Raw genomic sequence first — 16,770 nt, 5'->3', positions numbered from 1 at the left:
GGCCGTGCTTTGGGCTCGTCACATGTGCATGTCGGGGAGGCATCTTCCCGACGAGATGAAGCCCGGCGCCAGCGCATGAGAGCATAGCCGGCGGCTCCAGCCAGGAGTGTCAGCACACCCCCTATCACGAGACCTTGCCCGCTGAACCAGCCCAAAACGCCGCCCACCGCCGAGCCGATGACTACCGGTCCAAGGCAGCAAAGCGCGACTAAAGGCGTGATGATAATCGCGGTCACGATGCCGGCGGTCGGTTTGTCGTCCATGGGGCTCTCTTTCGGTTGTGGCCGCATCACCACAGCATCGCGGTCCATTAATCACATGCAAGACCGCGTCGGGTATCCCGATGACGCGATCGCTGCCAAAGAGACTCGCTACAGCCTGTACTGACTACAGGATCAAGTCAAAAACTTGATCCGCTTGCCCACGGCGGTACTGCAGAAACAGCGAGGTAGCGCCTCGGTTCATGATGCTTAAAATCCCCCGCTACGGTCCTCAGGCGGCGGCGACTGCTCAACGGGGTTTGCGCAGAGTATTTCGATGTTTAGTTCCGAGAGTGCACGACCGAACTGGGTCATGCCCTGGCCACCCTTGGCGTCCTTCTTCGCCACCCGGATACCGATGCTTATCGGACTAAAAGGCCACAGGCGCGCCGTGACGCTAGAGGTAAGAGCGCCAGTGCCTCGAAATAGCTAAAGGCGCTTTCCGAACGGACAAAGCGCAACCGCATCAACCTGCCCGTTGCATCATCGATGAAAACCAGCAGCGAGCATGGATCACCGCGATCCTCGAACCAGAGCGCCGCCACGACCGCCCCATTGATGCCTGCTTCAAAAAGGGCGCGGCCATTCATTGCGGTCACGTCAGCGCGCGAGAGCCGCGGTCTTCAAGCCCGTCACGGTCGAAGGATAGCCTGCATTCGTGGTCGCCTGGACCAGTGCCTCTGCCGTGACCTTCTCATCGTCGAAGGTCACGGTCGCCGTGGCCTGACCGTCCCGCTCCACGACCACGACCTGGCTGACACCGGGGATGCGCGAGAGTGTTCTTTTTACGATTGGGGCGCAGGACACGCAGCTCACATTCTCCACCGCAAGCGTGGCGGTCTGAGGGGCTGCGTAAGCGCCGCCGGCCAGAGTCAAGGCGGCGACAATCAATGCAGAGCGAATCAAGGTTTTCATGGTAAGAAGTCTCCTGGTTTGAGAGGTTGCATCAGAGGTCGAGAAGGAAGGGCGCAGCATAAGGGAACGCCACCGCTGCAAAGACGAGCACCGTCGCTGCCCACAGCCCGATTTTGGCAATCCGGCTCGCGCCCGGGCGAGCACAAGAACTACCTTCCACGCAGTCCACCTTCGGCTGGCGGTAGACGCGCCAGAAGCCCACAGCGAGAAAGACAAGCGCTGCAGCCACAAAGACGGGCTGGTAAGGCGCAATCGCAGTCAGGTTTCCGATCCACGCCCCACTCACGCCAATGCTGAACAGAACAAGCGGCAGTATGCAGCAAGACGATGCGCCAAGGGCGGCCAGGATCCCGCCCGCCATCAACAGTTTCTGCCCGCCTTGCGACGTCCCCGCTTCGGGTTTGCCGGTCAGCCGCGTCGGGGCCGTTCGAACATACTCACTCATTCCTTGTCTCCTCGACGTTTCAAGATGGGGCCTGTAGCACCTACAGGTTCAAGTGTTATTTCAGAACGAGGTGTGCGGCCTCGTTTCCAGGCGCCCTACCACCATAAGTTCGTAAGCGCGGCTCGATCGGTTACATCGAACGTTGAATTTCAGCGGGAGCTCGAGGCGTTTTGTAAGCGCAAGCAGAACCCGTAGCATGCTTTGATCCCGGGAAGCGAAAGTCGCCTTCGCCTAGACTGCTCGCCGCGAGGCAGGATCGTGGGGCAAGGACCCGATCGAATCGGCCAACGCGCGGTATGGCGCAGGCCAGAGTGACGAGCAAGACTCCCCCCGCCGATCGATGCTCACGCCGGCATAGTGGGTCAGACGATATTGCGTGTATGGACAATTTGATACCCGCCTTGATTGCTTTGAGGCCTAACCGGCTAACATAACGTAGAGTGCAGCCCGCGCCTACGAAGCAAATACCAGCTGTAGAATTGCTACCTAATCACGATTTCTCGATGGAATGGTCTGCAGCAGATGTCGATTAAGCTCTTGGCCCAAGCGGAAGGCATCTTGGACGCTTACGATCTCCACTCCTTCATGCTTGGAGGCCCAATCTTTCGCCGTCACGACCGATGCAAAGAAATGGACGTGGCAACAGAATGACTGACGAATGTCCGCTGCTTCCTGCGGCAGGACCAACGACACTGCGGCGTCGGTCGGTGCGATATCCCGGATTTCGTTCGGCGAAACCGTGAGCGAGACTGGTGCTCCGGTCGCGGCGCAATGCGACGAGACGCGCGCCATCTGGCCGATGAGGGCCGGAAACATCAGAGTGTCCAGTGCGCACCAGGCGTATAGTCGGCGGCCGTCAATCTCAAACATATGCGAAGTCTCGCGCAAGGTGAGGCCATAACCAACGATATTCCCATCACTATCGTACTCGGTACTAGTCGTCGGTTCGAGCACCGCATCGACTTGCTGAGCAGGCCAGTCGAGAGACTTGGCAAGCGTCGTTCGCGAAACTGGACGCCCCTTGGCAAGCTCACGCAGCAGCACGATGAACAGCTCCCCGAAGCCTTGAGGCCGATTGGCTGGCGTCAGACGTTCTGCGATCTCGGTGATGTAGCGGGTATGGTTCATACTGATTTCCTTTAGAAGGCACAGCACCAAAGCTGCTTGGTTCCCTGAGGAGGAACCGGCGGCATGTGCGATCTGGACCAGAATGCTCGCGCGTGGTGCAACACGAGCTAAGCCTCTTATTTTTCACCGGGCGCGGGGCGCTCTCCCTTCGCAAGCGCCTCCTCGAATGCTGTCACTCCAGCTGTGCCGAGCTGTGCCCGCGCTATGTCTCGAAGTTGCTCATCGCGGGGCTTTTGATCGCCTGTGCGAGGCGCATCGGAGCTGCGGATGAAACGTGCCTTGAGGATGTCGGCGAAGCTCGCCGTCAGCAACCGTGCCTTGTCTTCGGAGAGCGCCACCTTCGCCTCGATTCGGTGCACGAGCCGAGCGGCGATGATATCGGCCTCCTCGATGCTGAGGGCATCCACCTGAGCCCCTCGATACCAAGGAGCGTCCGACCGGAAGCTGGCCAGCTCCGTTGTCCGTGCTCCGCCCTGGAGCTCCGTCGCGACATCCTTTTCGAATATTTCCCGCAGAAGTGCGAGGACAGTTCTCGTGCGGGCCTCGCGGTTCCGGTCCGATCCCACCACGGCGAGCACGGTTCCGGCTCGGTTTATCCAAGCCTCAGCAATTCCTGTGTTTTGCTCCAGTTCGAGGAGAACTGGCTTGGCGAGACCTCCGCAGGCGATCTCTGGAGCCGCGGGGCACTGCCAGGGCACTTGGTAGAAGCTGATGGTCTCGGGTTGAACTTTCGACCTACCCTCCTCGGCAAAGCTGGCTGTCGTCCACACGGCGCTAACCACGGCAAAGGCCAAGGCGATGAAGGATTTTCTCATCTATTGTTCCCTTCTATTCGAGGGTTCCATTGAAGCTTCCCCGACATCGTTTCTGCTGACATGCTGTTACGGTTGCGAGCGAGGCCTTCGGCTCGCGCTGCAGGCACCCTACGAAGATAAGTTCGCAAGCGCCGCTCGATCGGTTACATCGAGTGTGATTTATTCGCGCGAAATTTAAGAGTGAGCCGAAAGCGCGCGAGCGATTTTGTTCGCGAGGTAGTTCGCTTGTCGTCGCGCCTTCTTCTCTGACTTCTCTGCGCGTGCGGGAGAATACCCGAGCGCCTCGAGCGTGAGCGCAGCCGGTTTGTTAGGCACATAGAAGGGAAAAGCTGTGAGATTTCGGCGCGCCCACAGGGCAAGCTCAGAAATTTGTATTTCTGAGAAGTAGCTATTGGAGGGGCTGATGTCGATGACAGCATGGCCTCTGCTGTCAAACAGCTCGGAACAACGAAAGTACGGTGATTGGCGAGCATGCAAATTCCAGATGGCTCCAAGCACCTCCGACAGACGCCTTACGAGCATAAGTCCGCAAGGGCGCCCCGGTCGGCTACATCGAATATCGGTTTCCACCGGAAGGTGCAGGCGATTTCTCCGCGGGGACAGAGTCCGCGCGATGAACTACCAGCGCAGAAGCCGTTGTCCGAGCATGCCGCCGATCAAGCCGCACATCAGGATGGCGCTGCTGTACCAGCAAGCGACGAAGGGCAGAGAATCGTCGCCGCAAGCGAGGGCGTAGGCGCTAGCGCTGACGCCGCCGGCTAGCAATCCTGCGAGTGCTCCCGTGCGCCAGAGGTCTGTGGGCGCGCCCCAGCGCAGCGCCAGCACCATTAAGGCGTAGGGCACCGCAGCCATAACCAGGATGATCACCAGGCACTTCGGCCACGCATGACCAGCAATCAAAGCTGCCCATTGTGCGCCCGGTGTTACGTAAAGGTCCAGCGCCGCCAGCAACACGATTCCGACGAAAGGTAGCGCCGCCACAAGGTTCGACGACCGTCGTGCTTGCCCCGGCCTGGCAAACCGGAGCAACAACAGGAAGGCGGTGGCCGCCACTCCAGCCGCAAATACAAGCTTCAGCAAGAGAAAGCCAAGAGCGTGGGGTTCTCGAAGGTCGGGCCGCAGGCCGAGTGTCAGGCAGATCGCGGCGACAGCCGCTAGGCTTCCCGCTGCGAATGCGAGGCCTAAAGCGCGTGAGGCGCGACGATGGTCAACGGGTTTGAGATCGACCGTCAACCGGTTGATCAGATCAGCGGTCTTCACGCCACAACCTCCCGCCGATGGCAACAGTCATCGCCTTGAGTCCCCGATGGATCCGGACTTTCGCGGCCGCCTCAGTAATGCCTTCACGAGCGGCGGCTTCGGCGACGCTTCGTCCGTCGAGTTTGACATCGCGAATGACACGCTGGCTATGTTGGGGAATCGTCGCAAGCAGTTTTTCCATATCGATTCCGGACTCCACCGCCATATGGTCGAACCCGTCCAACATTGCCTCGGCCGCGTCGAGCGGCCCCTCGGCATGGGCCATCTTGCTCCGGCGGAGATGGTCGATAAGCTTGTAGCGCGCGATCGCGTACAGCCATGGCGTGAAGGGCTCGGAGGGATCATAGGTATCTCGTCGGGTGTGCACCGCCAATAGCACCTCCTGGACGACGTCCTCAGCATCGGCGACGTTCCGTCCCATTTGGCTCAGCTTACTCCTCATATAGCCGCGAAGCAGCGAGCTCAGCTGTTCCAGGAGAGTTCGGTAAGCCGTCGCATCTCCGAGCTGGGCTTGTTCCATCATCAGCCTGAGGGCACCTTCCTGACGTTTCATCCCCGGCTCAGGAGCGCACTGCTTACAATGCCTAAGGTAAGACCGAAGCCCGCGTGTCCGACGGCTTCCCAGATGAAATTCGCAACGGTGTGGGACCCCATTGCGAAGACCATGCCGGGATAAATCACCAGCACGAGGTAGGGTGTCGCCCATTTCCATCCCCGTGCGCCAAACAGCACCAGGAACGAGAGGCTGAACATGATCCCGCTCCAGTAATGCCAGGCATAACCCAGGGCGACCGTTCCTATCCCGGTACCCGACGGCGCGGTTAGCGAGCCGGGTTCGCCGGCGTCCATGGGGTCGTGGCCTCCACTGACACTCATCGAGCCATGCATCGACTCATGGCCTCCGGGAGCAACTTGCCCTGTGAGGCGTCGCCCAAAGTCGAGCGCCTCGTCCATGGCGACGACGCCGGCGCTCATCCCCGCCACCCTGCTGGCGTCGTAGGTGGCGGTTGCCATATAGCCCGCCAGAAGAGCCACGATGACTGTCCGGACGAAGCGTTGGTAACCGGTCCGTCTGGCCAGTGCGACGGAGGCGATGGTGAGCAGGATCGAAGCCAGCCATAAAATGGGTCCGATGGTTGACATCGGCACCCCCCATTTCAGGTCAAGGATCAAGGGAAGAGGCCCGATCACGCACGCCGCAAGCGCCAGGATGCGCGGCAGCCAGAAGTCCCTGGACGTTCGCCCCTGTCGAAAGCCATCGAAAATCGAGTCGTCGAGATTGGCAGTAGCGGCGGCCATATTCAAATCTCCCCTGTGATCAGCGGTCGGGCCGCGCCGCGCGGCTGAAACACGCCGTCGCCTTGGGTTTGAGTGGCATTGAGCCCGGCTAAAACTTCACGACGCCGTCGGGGGGAGGCCGCGCGCAAGCTTCTTCGACTCAAGCCCGCTGAGCTTCCAGCAGACCAAGGAAGAAGTGGTAGTCGAGGAACCCGGCCGTTCCTGCCACTGACAGCGGCGTGTAGGGCGCGAGCGCCGTCAGGTTGACGATCCATGGCCCCGCTCCGATGCCGAGGCTGAAGATGATCTGCGGTCCGATACCGCAGGACGAGGTGGCCACCGCACCGAGGAATACCGCCGACGGCAACCAAGCGCCGCCGCTCCACAGCGACGTGTTGCGACGCGTGCAAATCCGCGGTGGCAGCCGTTGTCGCCGCCGGTGCGGGGTGCGATGCATTCATCAAGTCAGACCTTACTCCCGTTGCCGAAATTCGATTGCAGGAATGAGCCCATCCGCGTTGAATCGCGGTGTCAGGATGGAGTTTTCTTCGATCGTTTCCGCGAGGTCCGTGGCTGGCGTGGTCATGGGCAAGGGGATATCTCCGAGTGTACGGGGTAGTTCGCGATTGGAGCGTGCCGGCTCAAAGGATGGTGGGTGGTTGGCGGCCGCCGGGCCGTGCTTTGGGCTCGTCACATGTGCATGTCGGGGAGGCATCTTCCCGACGAGATGAAGCCCGGCGCCAGCGCATGAGGGCATAGCCGGCGGCTCCAGCCAGGAGTGTCAGCACACCCCCTATCACGAGACCTTGCCCGCTGAACCAGCCCAAAACGCCGCCCACCGCCGAGCCGATGACTACCGGTCCAAGGCAGCAAAGCGCGACTAAAGGCGCGATGATGATCGCGGTCACGATGCCGGCGGTCGGTTTGTCGTCCAAGGGGGTTTCTCTTTCCGTTCTGAGCGCAGATCCACAGCATCGCCGCGGCGCGGTCCATTAATCACATGCAAGACCGCGTCGGTTATCCCGATAACGTGATCGCTGCCAACGACATTTGATACACCCTGTAGTCGGTACAGTGTCAAGACGAAATCTTGATCCGCTTGGCCGCGTAGGCACTGTGGAAACAGAGATTGGTAGCACCACAGTTCATGATGCTTGAAAGCCCCAGCTACGGTCCTCAGACGGCAGCGACTGCTCAACGGGTTCCACTTTGTAGTGTCCTCACAGAGGCGTGATCGCAAATCGCTGAAAGGCCCTTGCCCTTGAGTCTTGGTCGCGTCCGCGCAGGGTGAGCTGCCGACGTCCCGGTTCTGGGGCATGGGAACAACCGCATCAGGCGAGGGTCAGCTTTTTCTTCGGCACGGCAGGGCGAGGCCATGAACATGGTCAATGCCAGGTACGGCTTTGAGCTTGGGCTCAAAGCCTATACGCATGTCAATGACCAGTTCGCGTCACGGACTATTCCCGCGACCGTCAGCGAAGCGCCGTATAACCTCGACGCCTGCTGATGAATGAAGCCGGCCAGCAGGTTCGCGAGGAATACGCCGATACCGCCGGGTTTACCGGTCACCTGTTCGGCAACGATGCGATGCTCGGCTACTGGGTCGTCTTGCGCATCCGCGACTTACCGCCCAAACGGCTTTAGGTCTTCAATCCCGCGGGGACGCCCAAAGATTTGCGCAAGCTGGTCGGCGGCAGAATCCGAGAAGAACTGATCGTGTCAAAATGGCCTGATCTCTTCCGCTGTGCTGCCACGATGGCCGCGGAAAGATCAGACCGAGCTCGCGCCCCCTCCGCGGGGTCAGCCGCGTGGAGCGCGTTCTCTTTACTATAGAGTGGATTCTCACACCGACATCGAGCGACGTGCCCAGAACAGCCCCGATTTCAGGAAGGTGCGGCGGTCAACGTCACAAGAATGATGATCGCACATGGGATCGTCCTCTTCATGAGTTCCTCGACTTGCTTCCATGCGGCACGCCATTGCGACCGGCGCTGGAATGCACACGGTCACCGAACCTGAAGCTGCTCCAGGTTCGACGCCGCAGCAATTTTTTGATTTCGGGCCGTACCACTTGCAGGCGGTGGTTTCAGCAACCGACCACCCGCGCCAAGAGCGCCATCTTCAGTTCTTCAGGGCGGCTATCCGGCTGAAGGAAACGATTCGCGTGGGGCAGCCGGATGGTCGCTAAGCGACGTCGCGCTCGGGAGCATTCGGAAGTCTGGGGTTCCGGAGCACCGGCCCGAAAACGGCACGGCCGAGTTCCAGCGCCTCGTCCATGGACAGGCGGAAGCCCTCCCTCCGGGGCGACTGGTTTTCCAGCCAGCTTCGCAGGCATTCGTCAGAGCACAAGAAGGCGATGGCCGGGCAGCAGGAGGACGAGGCGCTGCCCGAATAGGCAAGATCGTACCACACGACCGCTCCCGCGGGACTATAGTCCCTCAGTTCCCGCCCCGACGAAGCAGTCGCTACTCGGACCTCGCCGCCGCAGGCGCGACAACAGGATTCGACTGCAATGTCGGTGTCATACATGTCGCCGACGCCGAGAGCGTCGATCGCGCAAAGCGCGTTGAGGGACTTTCCGCCTAAGACGACCTGGATTCCGGTCGAAGTCTCGGTGAAGGGGTATGCGTATCGGATGGTCCCGGTGTCTTCGTCGAGCGCCAGAAGGTCACGTGACTGAAGTTTCCGGAGAAGGGATTCGGAACGTTCCAGCGGAAGTGCGGTTTCAGTGCCGACTTCCGCTAAATGCGGCGAGCGGCCGTTCCGTGCGTAAAGCCGGAGGACTGCCCGCCATACCAGGTCCTCTTCAACCTCGATCTTCTCCGCCCATCGGTCGATCAGTCCCGCGCGCGCCGCCATGCGTCCGGCAAGGGCTCTCCGCGCGGCGGGCAGCCTCACCGCCTCCCAATCCGGACGAAACACCCCAGGCCTGATTTCCGCCGTCACCTGGATCGACTTGGTAACAGTTCCTGCCATGTTACTTCCTGTCCAACTTGTCTTGACCTAATTTGCCTAGCGAGAAGCAATGCACCCAGGGCGAGCAGGCTTGCTCGCCGCCTCATCCGGCCCGTTGCAGTTCTCGGTATCCCTTTGACATATCTCCCTTTCGCCGAATCAAAACCACTGGCGCCACAATATCTCCCCTGACAGTGCAGTGGGGGCGGACTTATGTCTTTCGACATTCACCACCATCGTAGCGGCGGCTTATTCAGGCTGGCCGTGCGGGGATGTCTGACGTGACCTTCGCCAGCATCATTGTCATTCATGCGCGCACTGCGCCGCCACAGATAGAGTCCACTCAGAGCGAGTGCGGCTGCGGTAAGCCAGAAGTAGACGCCGCCGACAAGCCAACTGGCAAGACCGGCAAAGCTCACCGCGCCGGTGGCGGCGAGTACCAACCCGCCACAGCACACGATGTGGGCGACAAGCACCCCGGCAATGCCATATCGCTGTGAGGGTTCCATCTTGGCCTCCTATCCCGCTCGCGCGGGGCATCTGCAATAGTACCGACCGTGGTGCCGGATGGGTCAAAGACGACCGTCGCCGTCTTTTCGGCGACGTCAACGCTGACCGACTGGACACCTGCCGCGCCCTCAATCGCCCTGCGCACGATGAACGGACAGGACGCGCAGTTCATATTCTCAATGGCGAAACTCTGGATCCGCTCCGAGGCCGCAACCTGAATCTGCCCGGGCGTGCCCGACCTTGCGGACGGATCCGGTCCGGTCGAGGCAAAAGTCAAAGCACCAAGACCGCCTGCGCCAAGCGCAAGCCCAACAACAGCGATCTTCGAGAGATGTTTCTTATGTCTCCCTGATGCGCCTCACCAACTGCGCGGTCACGCCCTTGAGGAATGTTCACTATCGAGTAGAATTCTCCTGTGTGGTTGCTACAGGATTAAGCGAACTTTCGTGCGGGGCTCGTCCTGAATTATCCAGACGCAATATCGGCAATCAGTATACCGACAGAGAGTTCACCCCCCGCATCATAAACAACAGTGGACCAGGTTCAGCCTCCCGCGTTGAACGCCAGTTGGGAAGGATATCCAGCGTTTGTTGTAACGCTGATCAGAGCGTCGACGTCGGTAACTCGGTCATCAAAAACGACGGTAGCGGCAATCGGCGGAGATATGTTGTAGTTCTCCACGATATCGACGCTGGAAACACCCGGCACGCGCTTCAGGACGCTCTGGACGATCGGACCACATAGGGCGCACGTTGCGTTCTCAACGCTCAACGTGACTGTTTTTTCAGCGGCGTACCCCGTTATCGGCGAGAGCATTACGAAGGCCGACAACGTGAGTGCGGCGTGGCGGACACATAAACGCTTCATGTTCCTTTTCCTTTCAATTGTATCGATCAGAGGAAATAGACGGCAACCCTGGGGAACGCATAGGCGAGAATGACCAGAACCGTCGCTGTCCAAAGCCCGACCCGTGCAACCCGGGTCGATTTCGGGGTGGCGCAATAGCTGCCTTCCGCACAGGCTTTCTTTGCCTTCCAGTAGACCGCGTAGTAACCGTAGGCGAGAAACGCCACAGTTATAGCGATGAAGTAGGGCTGGTAAGGTTCCAACACTGTCAGATTGCCGATCCAGGCGCCGCTGACACCAAATGTGAACAGTGCAAAGGGCAAGACGCAGCAGGTTGATGCAGCGATCGCCCCAAGAATTCCTCCGACAGCGGCCAGCTTGGATCCCGCGACGGCGCCTCTGCCACGGTCGATCCCGCGTGCAAGTTCCAGGGACGCTTCTCGCACATCATTCATCATCCAAAACCCTCATGACAGTTACTCTATGCCATGATACATAACTCCTGTAGTAACTACAGGCTCAAGAGGAAAATTGCATTATGATAGAACACGTTCCTGTGAAGGGGTTGCAGCGCAGCCAACTTTCTAGGCGAACCGGCTGCAATATCGAAACCATCCGCTACTATGAAAACATCGGCCTGATGCCGGAGCCACAGCGCAGCCCAAAGGGGTATCGGCTGTACGACGAGACCCACGTCCGGCGCCTGCGCTTTATCCTGCGTAGCCGCGAGCTGGGCTTTGGCATCGAAGAGATTCGCGGCTTGCTCCACTTGGTTGATCGCAAAAGCCAGACCTGTGCCGAAGTCCAGGAACGGACAAAGCCACATCTGGCGGAAATCAGGACCAAGATCGCCGACCTTCGCCGAATCGAGCGTCTTTTGGCTCAGACGATGGCGCAATGCTCCGGTGAAGACGTGCCGGAATGCCCGATCCTCGACGCGCTCGCTGCATGACGGCGAAAGTCACCGGGTCGCCGCCCTTGCGAAGACTGCTGGTTGACTGCCTTTTGGGCTTAAGTGAGACTGGAGAAGCACGATCTGATGGATCATCTCAGGCGTGGTCTGGCTTGTGCTTTTCGCGTGGCGCCGCCATTGAGCGCGGCTCGCGGGCGCTCTCGTTCGGACCGGCGAACCGAACGGCCTGCTATCGCCGCGTGGTTGTCCCTCCCGCAAATGATGCGGGTTGTCTTCTCTATTTGGCGTGGTGAGGTCAAGCACCTTCTGACTATCCGCACCTATGGTGATTAATGTCTTCGCAGTATCGCGCTTCTCTCCGGGCTCGGCCTTTGTGGCCCTCCCATTATGGGACCAGAAGAATGGGGCGGGACAATCTAATCGGCGACCTGATCGCAATATGCGACCGCAACAGACAACCACGCGAACTCACCCCATCCATCGTCCTGCGAAGGACATCTTTCCACCGGCGGCGGAATTTTATTGTCTCCTTTGGTTCTCGCTATCCTGGTGCTAATTACGCAGCAACAGGCAAGCTCTCCCGTGTCCAGCAAAATTCGGTTCCGTCGCTCCACATACGATGCATGATCACCGCAAGCCGTCGAGCCAACGCCACAACCGCCTTTTCCTGTCGTTGCGGAAACTCGCAGCGAACTGGAAATCCATGTCCGGCAAACGATCATTATCCGGTCATATCGGAGAATGTCCGGCAACATGCTTGAATTATGGGTTGCCGGACATTAAGATAGGCGGACGGAATAACGGACAAAAAGGGGCGACGATGACGCTGATCGGCTATGCGCGAGTATCGACGGCGGAACAGGATACCGCCTTGCAGACGGATGCGTTGCGCAAGGCGGGCTGCGAGCGCGTTTTCGAGGACACGGCTTCGGGGGCCAAGGCTGACCGGCCCGGCTTGGCCGCCGCGCTGGCTTATCTGCGCGACGGCGACGTGCTGGCCGTCTGGCGGCTGGATCGGCTCGGGCGCTCGATGCCACATTTGATCGAGACAATAAGCGCGCTGGAAACGTGCGGCGTCGGGTTCCGGTCGCTGACCGAAAACATCGACACCACAACGCCGGGCGGACGGCTCATCTTCCATGTCTTCGGCGCACTGGGCCAGTTCGAGCGCGACCTGATCCGCGAGCGCACCAAGGCCGGATTGACTGCGGCCGCTGCTCGCGGACGAAAAGGTGGGCGCAAGGCGGTCGTCACCGCCGACAAGCTGCAGCGGGCGCGGGAACACATAGCCAATGGGCTGAACGTTCGCGAAGCCGCTGCTCGCCTCAAGGTCGGCAAGACAGCACTGTACACCGCACTGCAAGTCGGGAGCGGGCCAGGATGAAACACAAGCCAGGCAGCGCCTTCATCACCACCAGAAAGGGCTTTTGTTATCTCACGATCAAAATCGGCAGAAGCAACTTCAACGTCATGCGTATTCGCAATTATCCGTATCGATCGAAAGGCCATAGCCGAAATTGTATCCGTCGAGATCGAGACCGCCAACGGCAACATGCTCGAACGGCACTGCCTTTCTCAAGTGCTCGACAAAGTTATGATTGCGCAATTGTCGATGCGCCGGAACGGACGACAGGTCAGCATACTGATTGAATGAACCAACCGCGACGCAACCGGGCGTAGTCCTATCTCCGCGTTTGACCAATTCCCGCATTCTGGGGTTGTTTGGTTAATGAATCCTTAATTCGAACTGATAGAAACAGGGACTCCCCTACCGGGCGCATCCTTCGGATCAGGCTCTATTCCGCCGCGGCTGAAGCCACGGCTCCACGGAACCTCGTTCCGAGTTTCCGCCGATACCGGTAACGATCCTTCACGCTGCCGGCGCCTTTGCCGGGTGATGACGCGCCAGTGCGCGAAATCCCTTGCCATGATGGGGGAACCGAGGGCTTTGCCCTTCTCGCCCCCAAAATAGCCTTCCGCCCAGCTTCCTCCACGTCCGCGTGCGCAGCCGCTCCGTGCAGCCGGTTCCCCGCGAAGACTATTTTCCCCCTCCAACCCACCGCTCGCGCGGCCCCGGGAAGCAGGACGAGGTCCTGCTTCGCAGTCCAAGGAAAGAAAGGACAAAGGGAAATGTGCGAACCCACTTTTGAAGAATGGTTTGAAAGCTTCGCGGGTGAACTGGCGCGGCTGAACAGCGCGCCCGTCGATTTCGACGCCGCTTATGACCAGTACTGGCCTGCCTATGAGAATGGCATTTGCGGCGGGACATGCGCCCGCCACGTCGCCGGCGCCGAGGATGACGGCTGTGAATGGGAGGACGCGGAATGATGTGCTTCGCCCTTTCCCGCGAGTTTTATATCCCGAAAGGCTCCATCAAAATCGCCGACAAGGCCAGCGACGGCGTTGTTTATATCTACACCAGCCACAAGGATAAGCCCGCCGCCATCGCCTTCCACGGCAAGGCGCAGAAACCCGACTGGCACCACATCTTTGCCAGCCTGCAGGCCCGCGAACGGAAGATCGCGGAGCATTTCGCGGGACGGCAACGCTGGGCCGAATGGCAGCAGGAACGCCGCGCCGAGCGCAAGAAGCCGCATGGCTTCGAGGTCGGCCACCTTCTCTATGCCTCATGGGGCTACGAGCAGACCAATATCGATTTCTATCAGGTGACGATGATCATCGGCAGTCACATGGTCGAGGTTCGCGAGGTCAGCCAGATTGCCGCCGATACCGGCAATGAGCCGTGGATGACCGGCAAGGTCGTGCCGAAGATGGACGCCTTCACAGGTGATCTCATGCGCCGCCGCGTCAACGGGCGTTCCAAATCCGTGCGCATCGACAATGTACGAACCGCATTCCTTTGGGACGGCAGGCCGCTCAACTGGACCGGCTACGCCTGACCCCTCCCCTCAGCCACTGACAATTTCAATCACACCAGCATGAGGACCATTCCCATGAACGCTATCACTGTATCCGAAACCACAGTCGAAGCCGTTGAATCCCCCGAGGCCGATGCTATCGAGACCACGCAGGGCGTCACCTACCTGTTGCCGGAAACGAAACAGATTCCGCTTTCCAAACTGGTGCCGAGCCCTGCCAATGTCCGGCGCGTCAACGCCGCCGTCAATATCGGGGAACTGGCCGACAGCATCGAGGCGCATGGCCTCATCCAGAACCTCACCGTCAGAAAGGCGAAGCGCGGCAACAAATATGAGGTCGTCGCCGGTGCTCGCCGTTTTGCCGCCCTCACGCTGCTGGCGAAGCAAGGCCGGATCGACAAGGCAACGCTCATCACCTGCAACCTGCGTTCCGACGCTGACAATGACACCGAGATTTCCCTTGCCGAAAACACGCAGCGCGAGGCCATGCACGTTTGCGATGAGATTCTGGCCTATCGCCAGCTTGTCGAGGATGGCATGACCCCGGAAAACATCGCTGCCCGCTTCGGCCAGTCGGTCGTTACCGTGCGCCAGCGGTTGAAGCTTGCCCATCTTTCACCGCGCATTCTCGATGAACTGCGCGAGGACCAAATCACCATCGAGCAGGCCAAGGCGCTGGCAATCAGCGACGATCATGCCGCGCAGGAAAGCGCATGGTTCGACGCCCCCGCATGGGGCCGTGATCCGCGCAGTCTCCGCGCAGCGCTCACCAATGCGCATGTGCGCAGCGGCGACAAGCTGGCGCAGTTCGTCGGGGTCGAGGCTTACGAGGCGGCAGGCGGCGCGATCATGCGCGACCTGTTTGCCGATAGCGGAACGACCTTTCTGACAGACCGGCCCTTGCTGGTAAAATTGGCGACCAAGCGGCTTGAACAGGCAGCGGACCCTCTCAAAGGTATGGGGTGGAAATGGGTTGAGATCAGCCTTGAAGCTCCGGCCATTTATGGTGGCGGGTTCGGCCGCATCCATCCCATGAGCCACGTTCCGACCGAGGCGGAACAGGTGGAACTTTCCCGGCTTGGCGAGCAGTTCGACGAGATCGCGGGCCGCCTTGAGGACTATGCCGAAGGTGATCCGGCGATTGAGGCCGACGAGGCCACCCTTGCCGGGATCGAGCAGCGCATTAAAGCGATCCAGACCACCGGCAAGGTCTACGATACAGCCGAGAAGGCACTGGCCGGTTGCATCATCGGCATCGGACACGGTGGAGGCTTGCAGATCGAAAAGGGGTTGGTGCAGGCCGAGGACAGGGAGATATTGCGCCGCTTACGCCAGCCGGAAGCGGCGACATTGGACGGTGAGGACACCAACGGCAGGGCCTCTGTCCTTCCCGATAGTGACGAGGCCGAGCAGCCGACCGCCTATTCCGCCGCGCTGGTGGAGGAACTGACGGCGATCCGCACTGCCGCGATGCGAGTCGAGTTGGTCAACCGCCCTGACCTGGCCCTTGCCGCGCTGCTTTATCCGCTGGTCGTGAAAGTCTTCCATGACGGCCCGAGCTATTGGCGCGTTGGTTCTACCGTCGAGGTTACCGGTCAGGCGAAAGACCTTCGTCCATCGATCAGGGAGGCGGACGCGTGCGCGGCGCTCACCGAATGGGAAAGCATCCGCGAAACGTGGAGCTACAAGGTTCCCGGCAATCCCGGCGACCTTTGGGAGTGGCTGCTGGAGCAGAGCGGGGAAGAGCTGTTGGACCTTCTCGCCGTTGTCACTGCCGCCAACATCAACGCCGTGGAGGCCAAGCACGATCACGACCGGGACCGCCTCGCCCATGCCAATCAGTTCGCCGTTGCTCTGAAACTCGACATGCGTCAGCACTGGGAGCCGAAAGCGCCGTTCCTTTCCCTGCTTTCCAAGGCACAGATTGCCGAGGTGATGGAGGATGCCGGCTGCACGAAAAGCGCCATCAAGGCTGCGACCAAGGCCCCTAAGGCCGAGGCCGTCGCGCTGGCGGAGAAGGCACTTGCCGGGAAGGCATGGCTCCCCGCTCCGTTGCGCTCCCCTGTCGAGGACGAGAGCGGTATGGTCGATGTCCCGATGACGATAGCCGCTGAATAATAGGGATCGGGCCGCAAGGCCTGTTCCTTTCCCGACCGACCGGCACCCGGCGCGGAAATGCGCCGGGTTTTGCATGTCGGCGTAAGAGTGTCATTTCGCCCCTTTCCGCATCGCCCAGGCTGGTTCCGTTCGGGATCGACCCGCCCGAAACCAGACGAGAGGCGCCCCCGCCCCGCCTCTCGTGCTCTCCACCCGCCCTTTGGATGACATCTTTCCGCTGTGCGACAGCCCTGAATCCTGCTACAAGCGCTGCAACTCAGTCGTTTTTCGCTGAAATCTGCCAACTGGGTAGGCGAGACTACTACCCCACGGTGGGCGAGGGTTTCCACCCAGGTGGGCACTGAAACATCACCACTAAGCAGCGTAACCGTCCAGTTCTAAGCCAGCAAGATGAAACACGAGTAGGCAGGTATGGTAGAATTCTAGCCGACCAGCGCAGACGCGACCT

22 protein-coding genes and 3 pseudogenes are annotated in these 16,770 nt (G+C 60.1%); 7 read left to right on the top strand and 18 right to left on the bottom strand.

Features of this window, described 5'->3' with window-relative positions:
- From AC3WWH_RS32115 to AC3WWH_RS32060, 12 genes and pseudogenes are all read right to left on the bottom strand, one after another.
- A partial coding sequence (locus AC3WWH_RS32115) for a hypothetical protein (RefSeq protein ID WP_492377524.1) occupies nucleotides 1–263 on the bottom strand: 263 nt, incomplete at its 3' end.
- Nucleotides 264–518: 255 nt separating this feature from the next.
- Nucleotides 519–793, bottom strand: a pseudogene (locus tag AC3WWH_RS32110) (ISNCY family transposase); the annotation flags it as partial.
- Between the two features lie 67 nt (nucleotides 794–860).
- Nucleotides 861–1,175, bottom strand: a complete 315-nt coding sequence (locus tag AC3WWH_RS32105) for a cation transporter (RefSeq protein ID WP_492377523.1) — start codon at nucleotides 1,173–1,175, stop codon at nucleotides 861–863.
- A 31-nt stretch (nucleotides 1,176–1,206) separates the two neighbouring features.
- The gene (locus tag AC3WWH_RS32100; protein WP_492377522.1) at nucleotides 1,207–1,620 is read right to left on the bottom strand and encodes a mercuric transporter MerT family protein; all 414 of its coding nucleotides are present in this window, start codon (nucleotides 1,618–1,620) and stop codon (nucleotides 1,207–1,209) included.
- 486 nt (nucleotides 1,621–2,106) lie between these two features.
- Nucleotides 2,107–2,748: an organomercurial lyase MerB gene (gene merB / locus AC3WWH_RS32095; protein ID WP_492377521.1), complete on the bottom strand. Its 642-nt coding sequence runs from the start codon at nucleotides 2,746–2,748 to the stop codon at nucleotides 2,107–2,109.
- 116 nt (nucleotides 2,749–2,864) lie between these two features.
- Nucleotides 2,865–3,563, bottom strand: a complete 699-nt coding sequence (locus AC3WWH_RS32090) for a hypothetical protein (protein ID WP_492377520.1) — start codon at nucleotides 3,561–3,563, stop codon at nucleotides 2,865–2,867.
- 174 nt (nucleotides 3,564–3,737) lie between these two features.
- Complete coding sequence (locus AC3WWH_RS32085; protein WP_492377519.1) at nucleotides 3,738–4,085, bottom strand: tRNA-dependent cyclodipeptide synthase; 348 nt, start codon at nucleotides 4,083–4,085, stop codon at nucleotides 3,738–3,740.
- A 96-nt stretch (nucleotides 4,086–4,181) separates the two neighbouring features.
- A complete protein-coding gene (locus AC3WWH_RS32080; protein WP_492377518.1) occupies nucleotides 4,182–4,823 on the bottom strand; it encodes an NrsF family protein in 642 nt (213 codons plus the stop codon).
- Nucleotides 4,810–5,376, bottom strand: coding sequence for a sigma-70 family RNA polymerase sigma factor (locus tag AC3WWH_RS32075; RefSeq protein WP_492377517.1), 567 nt, complete (start codon nucleotides 5,374–5,376; stop codon nucleotides 4,810–4,812). The genes AC3WWH_RS32080 and AC3WWH_RS32075 overlap by 14 nt, the downstream gene beginning before the upstream one ends.
- A complete protein-coding gene (locus AC3WWH_RS32070; RefSeq protein WP_492377516.1) occupies nucleotides 5,373–6,122 on the bottom strand; it encodes a hypothetical protein in 750 nt (249 codons plus the stop codon). Before AC3WWH_RS32070 ends, AC3WWH_RS32075 begins: the two co-directional genes overlap by 4 nt.
- 139 nt (nucleotides 6,123–6,261) lie before the next feature.
- Nucleotides 6,262–6,468 carry a mercuric transporter MerT family protein gene (locus AC3WWH_RS32065; RefSeq protein ID WP_492377515.1) on the bottom strand — a complete coding sequence of 69 codons (207 nt, stop codon included), beginning with the start codon at nucleotides 6,466–6,468 and terminating at the stop codon, nucleotides 6,262–6,264.
- 274 nt (nucleotides 6,469–6,742) lie between these two features.
- Nucleotides 6,743–7,036, bottom strand: coding sequence for a hypothetical protein (locus AC3WWH_RS32060; RefSeq protein WP_492377514.1), 294 nt, complete (start codon nucleotides 7,034–7,036; stop codon nucleotides 6,743–6,745).
- A 333-nt stretch (nucleotides 7,037–7,369) separates the two neighbouring features.
- Here AC3WWH_RS32060 and AC3WWH_RS32055 point away from each other — a divergent pair.
- Together AC3WWH_RS32055 and AC3WWH_RS32050 are read left to right on the top strand one after the other, a co-directional pair.
- Nucleotides 7,370–7,971: pseudogene (locus tag AC3WWH_RS32055) on the top strand (Tn3 family transposase); the annotation flags it as partial.
- Nucleotides 7,972–8,097: 126 nt separating this feature from the next.
- The gene (locus AC3WWH_RS32050) at nucleotides 8,098–8,289 is read left to right on the top strand and encodes a hypothetical protein (RefSeq protein ID WP_492377513.1); all 192 of its coding nucleotides are present in this window, start codon (nucleotides 8,098–8,100) and stop codon (nucleotides 8,287–8,289) included.
- On the opposite strand, the gene merB (AC3WWH_RS32045) is transcribed toward AC3WWH_RS32050, so the two are convergent.
- From merB (AC3WWH_RS32045) to AC3WWH_RS32025, 5 genes are all read right to left on the bottom strand, one after another.
- Nucleotides 8,286–9,077, bottom strand: coding sequence for an organomercurial lyase (gene merB, locus AC3WWH_RS32045; RefSeq protein ID WP_492377512.1), 792 nt, complete (start codon nucleotides 9,075–9,077; stop codon nucleotides 8,286–8,288). The genes AC3WWH_RS32050 and merB (AC3WWH_RS32045) overlap by 4 nt on opposite strands.
- Before the next feature lie 206 nt (nucleotides 9,078–9,283).
- Nucleotides 9,284–9,565, bottom strand: a complete 282-nt coding sequence (locus AC3WWH_RS32040; protein ID WP_492377526.1) for a hypothetical protein — start codon at nucleotides 9,563–9,565, stop codon at nucleotides 9,284–9,286.
- On the bottom strand, nucleotides 9,472–9,843 hold the full coding sequence (locus tag AC3WWH_RS32035; protein WP_492377511.1) for a heavy-metal-associated domain-containing protein: 372 nt from the start codon (nucleotides 9,841–9,843) through the stop codon (nucleotides 9,472–9,474). The genes AC3WWH_RS32040 and AC3WWH_RS32035 overlap by 94 nt, the downstream gene beginning before the upstream one ends.
- 266 nt (nucleotides 9,844–10,109) lie before the next feature.
- Nucleotides 10,110–10,433: a heavy-metal-associated domain-containing protein gene (locus tag AC3WWH_RS32030; RefSeq protein ID WP_492377510.1), complete on the bottom strand. Its 324-nt coding sequence runs from the start codon at nucleotides 10,431–10,433 to the stop codon at nucleotides 10,110–10,112.
- 26 nt (nucleotides 10,434–10,459) lie between these two features.
- Nucleotides 10,460–10,870 (bottom strand): mercuric transporter MerT family protein, encoded by a 411-nt coding sequence (locus AC3WWH_RS32025; RefSeq protein ID WP_492377509.1) that lies wholly within the window; start codon nucleotides 10,868–10,870, stop codon nucleotides 10,460–10,462.
- Between the two features lie 80 nt (nucleotides 10,871–10,950).
- On the opposite strand from AC3WWH_RS32025, the gene AC3WWH_RS32020 reads away from it, so the two are divergent.
- A complete protein-coding gene (locus tag AC3WWH_RS32020) occupies nucleotides 10,951–11,364 on the top strand; it encodes a MerR family transcriptional regulator (protein WP_492377508.1) in 414 nt (137 codons plus the stop codon).
- Between the two features lie 517 nt (nucleotides 11,365–11,881).
- On the opposite strand, the pseudogene AC3WWH_RS32015 reads toward AC3WWH_RS32020, so the two are convergent.
- Nucleotides 11,882–11,989, bottom strand: a pseudogene (locus AC3WWH_RS32015) (IS110 family RNA-guided transposase); the annotation flags it as partial.
- 156 nt (nucleotides 11,990–12,145) lie between these two features.
- Between AC3WWH_RS32015 and AC3WWH_RS32010 the strand changes: the two are divergent.
- The 4 genes from AC3WWH_RS32010 (at nucleotide 12,146) to AC3WWH_RS31995 (ending at nucleotide 16,322) form a co-directional block, all read left to right on the top strand.
- Entirely contained in the window at nucleotides 12,146–12,709 is a 564-nt protein-coding gene (locus AC3WWH_RS32010; protein ID WP_492377507.1) for a recombinase family protein, read from the top strand.
- A gap of 746 nt (nucleotides 12,710–13,455) precedes the next feature.
- The gene (locus tag AC3WWH_RS32005; RefSeq protein WP_492377506.1) at nucleotides 13,456–13,653 is read left to right on the top strand and encodes a hypothetical protein; all 198 of its coding nucleotides are present in this window, start codon (nucleotides 13,456–13,458) and stop codon (nucleotides 13,651–13,653) included.
- Nucleotides 13,650–14,225 (top strand): hypothetical protein, encoded by a 576-nt coding sequence (locus AC3WWH_RS32000; RefSeq protein ID WP_492377505.1) that lies wholly within the window; start codon nucleotides 13,650–13,652, stop codon nucleotides 14,223–14,225. Before AC3WWH_RS32005 ends, AC3WWH_RS32000 begins: the two co-directional genes overlap by 4 nt.
- Before the next feature lie 54 nt (nucleotides 14,226–14,279).
- Nucleotides 14,280–16,322 (top strand): ParB/RepB/Spo0J family partition protein, encoded by a 2,043-nt coding sequence (locus AC3WWH_RS31995; RefSeq protein WP_492377504.1) that lies wholly within the window; start codon nucleotides 14,280–14,282, stop codon nucleotides 16,320–16,322.
- Nucleotides 16,323–16,770: the final 448 nt, after the last annotated feature.

Source organism: Ensifer sp. EB106-03-01-XG145, from assembly GCF_058792075.1.
Note: the sequence above shows the minus strand (reverse complement) of the source record. Positions and strands in the feature narration are given on the sequence as shown.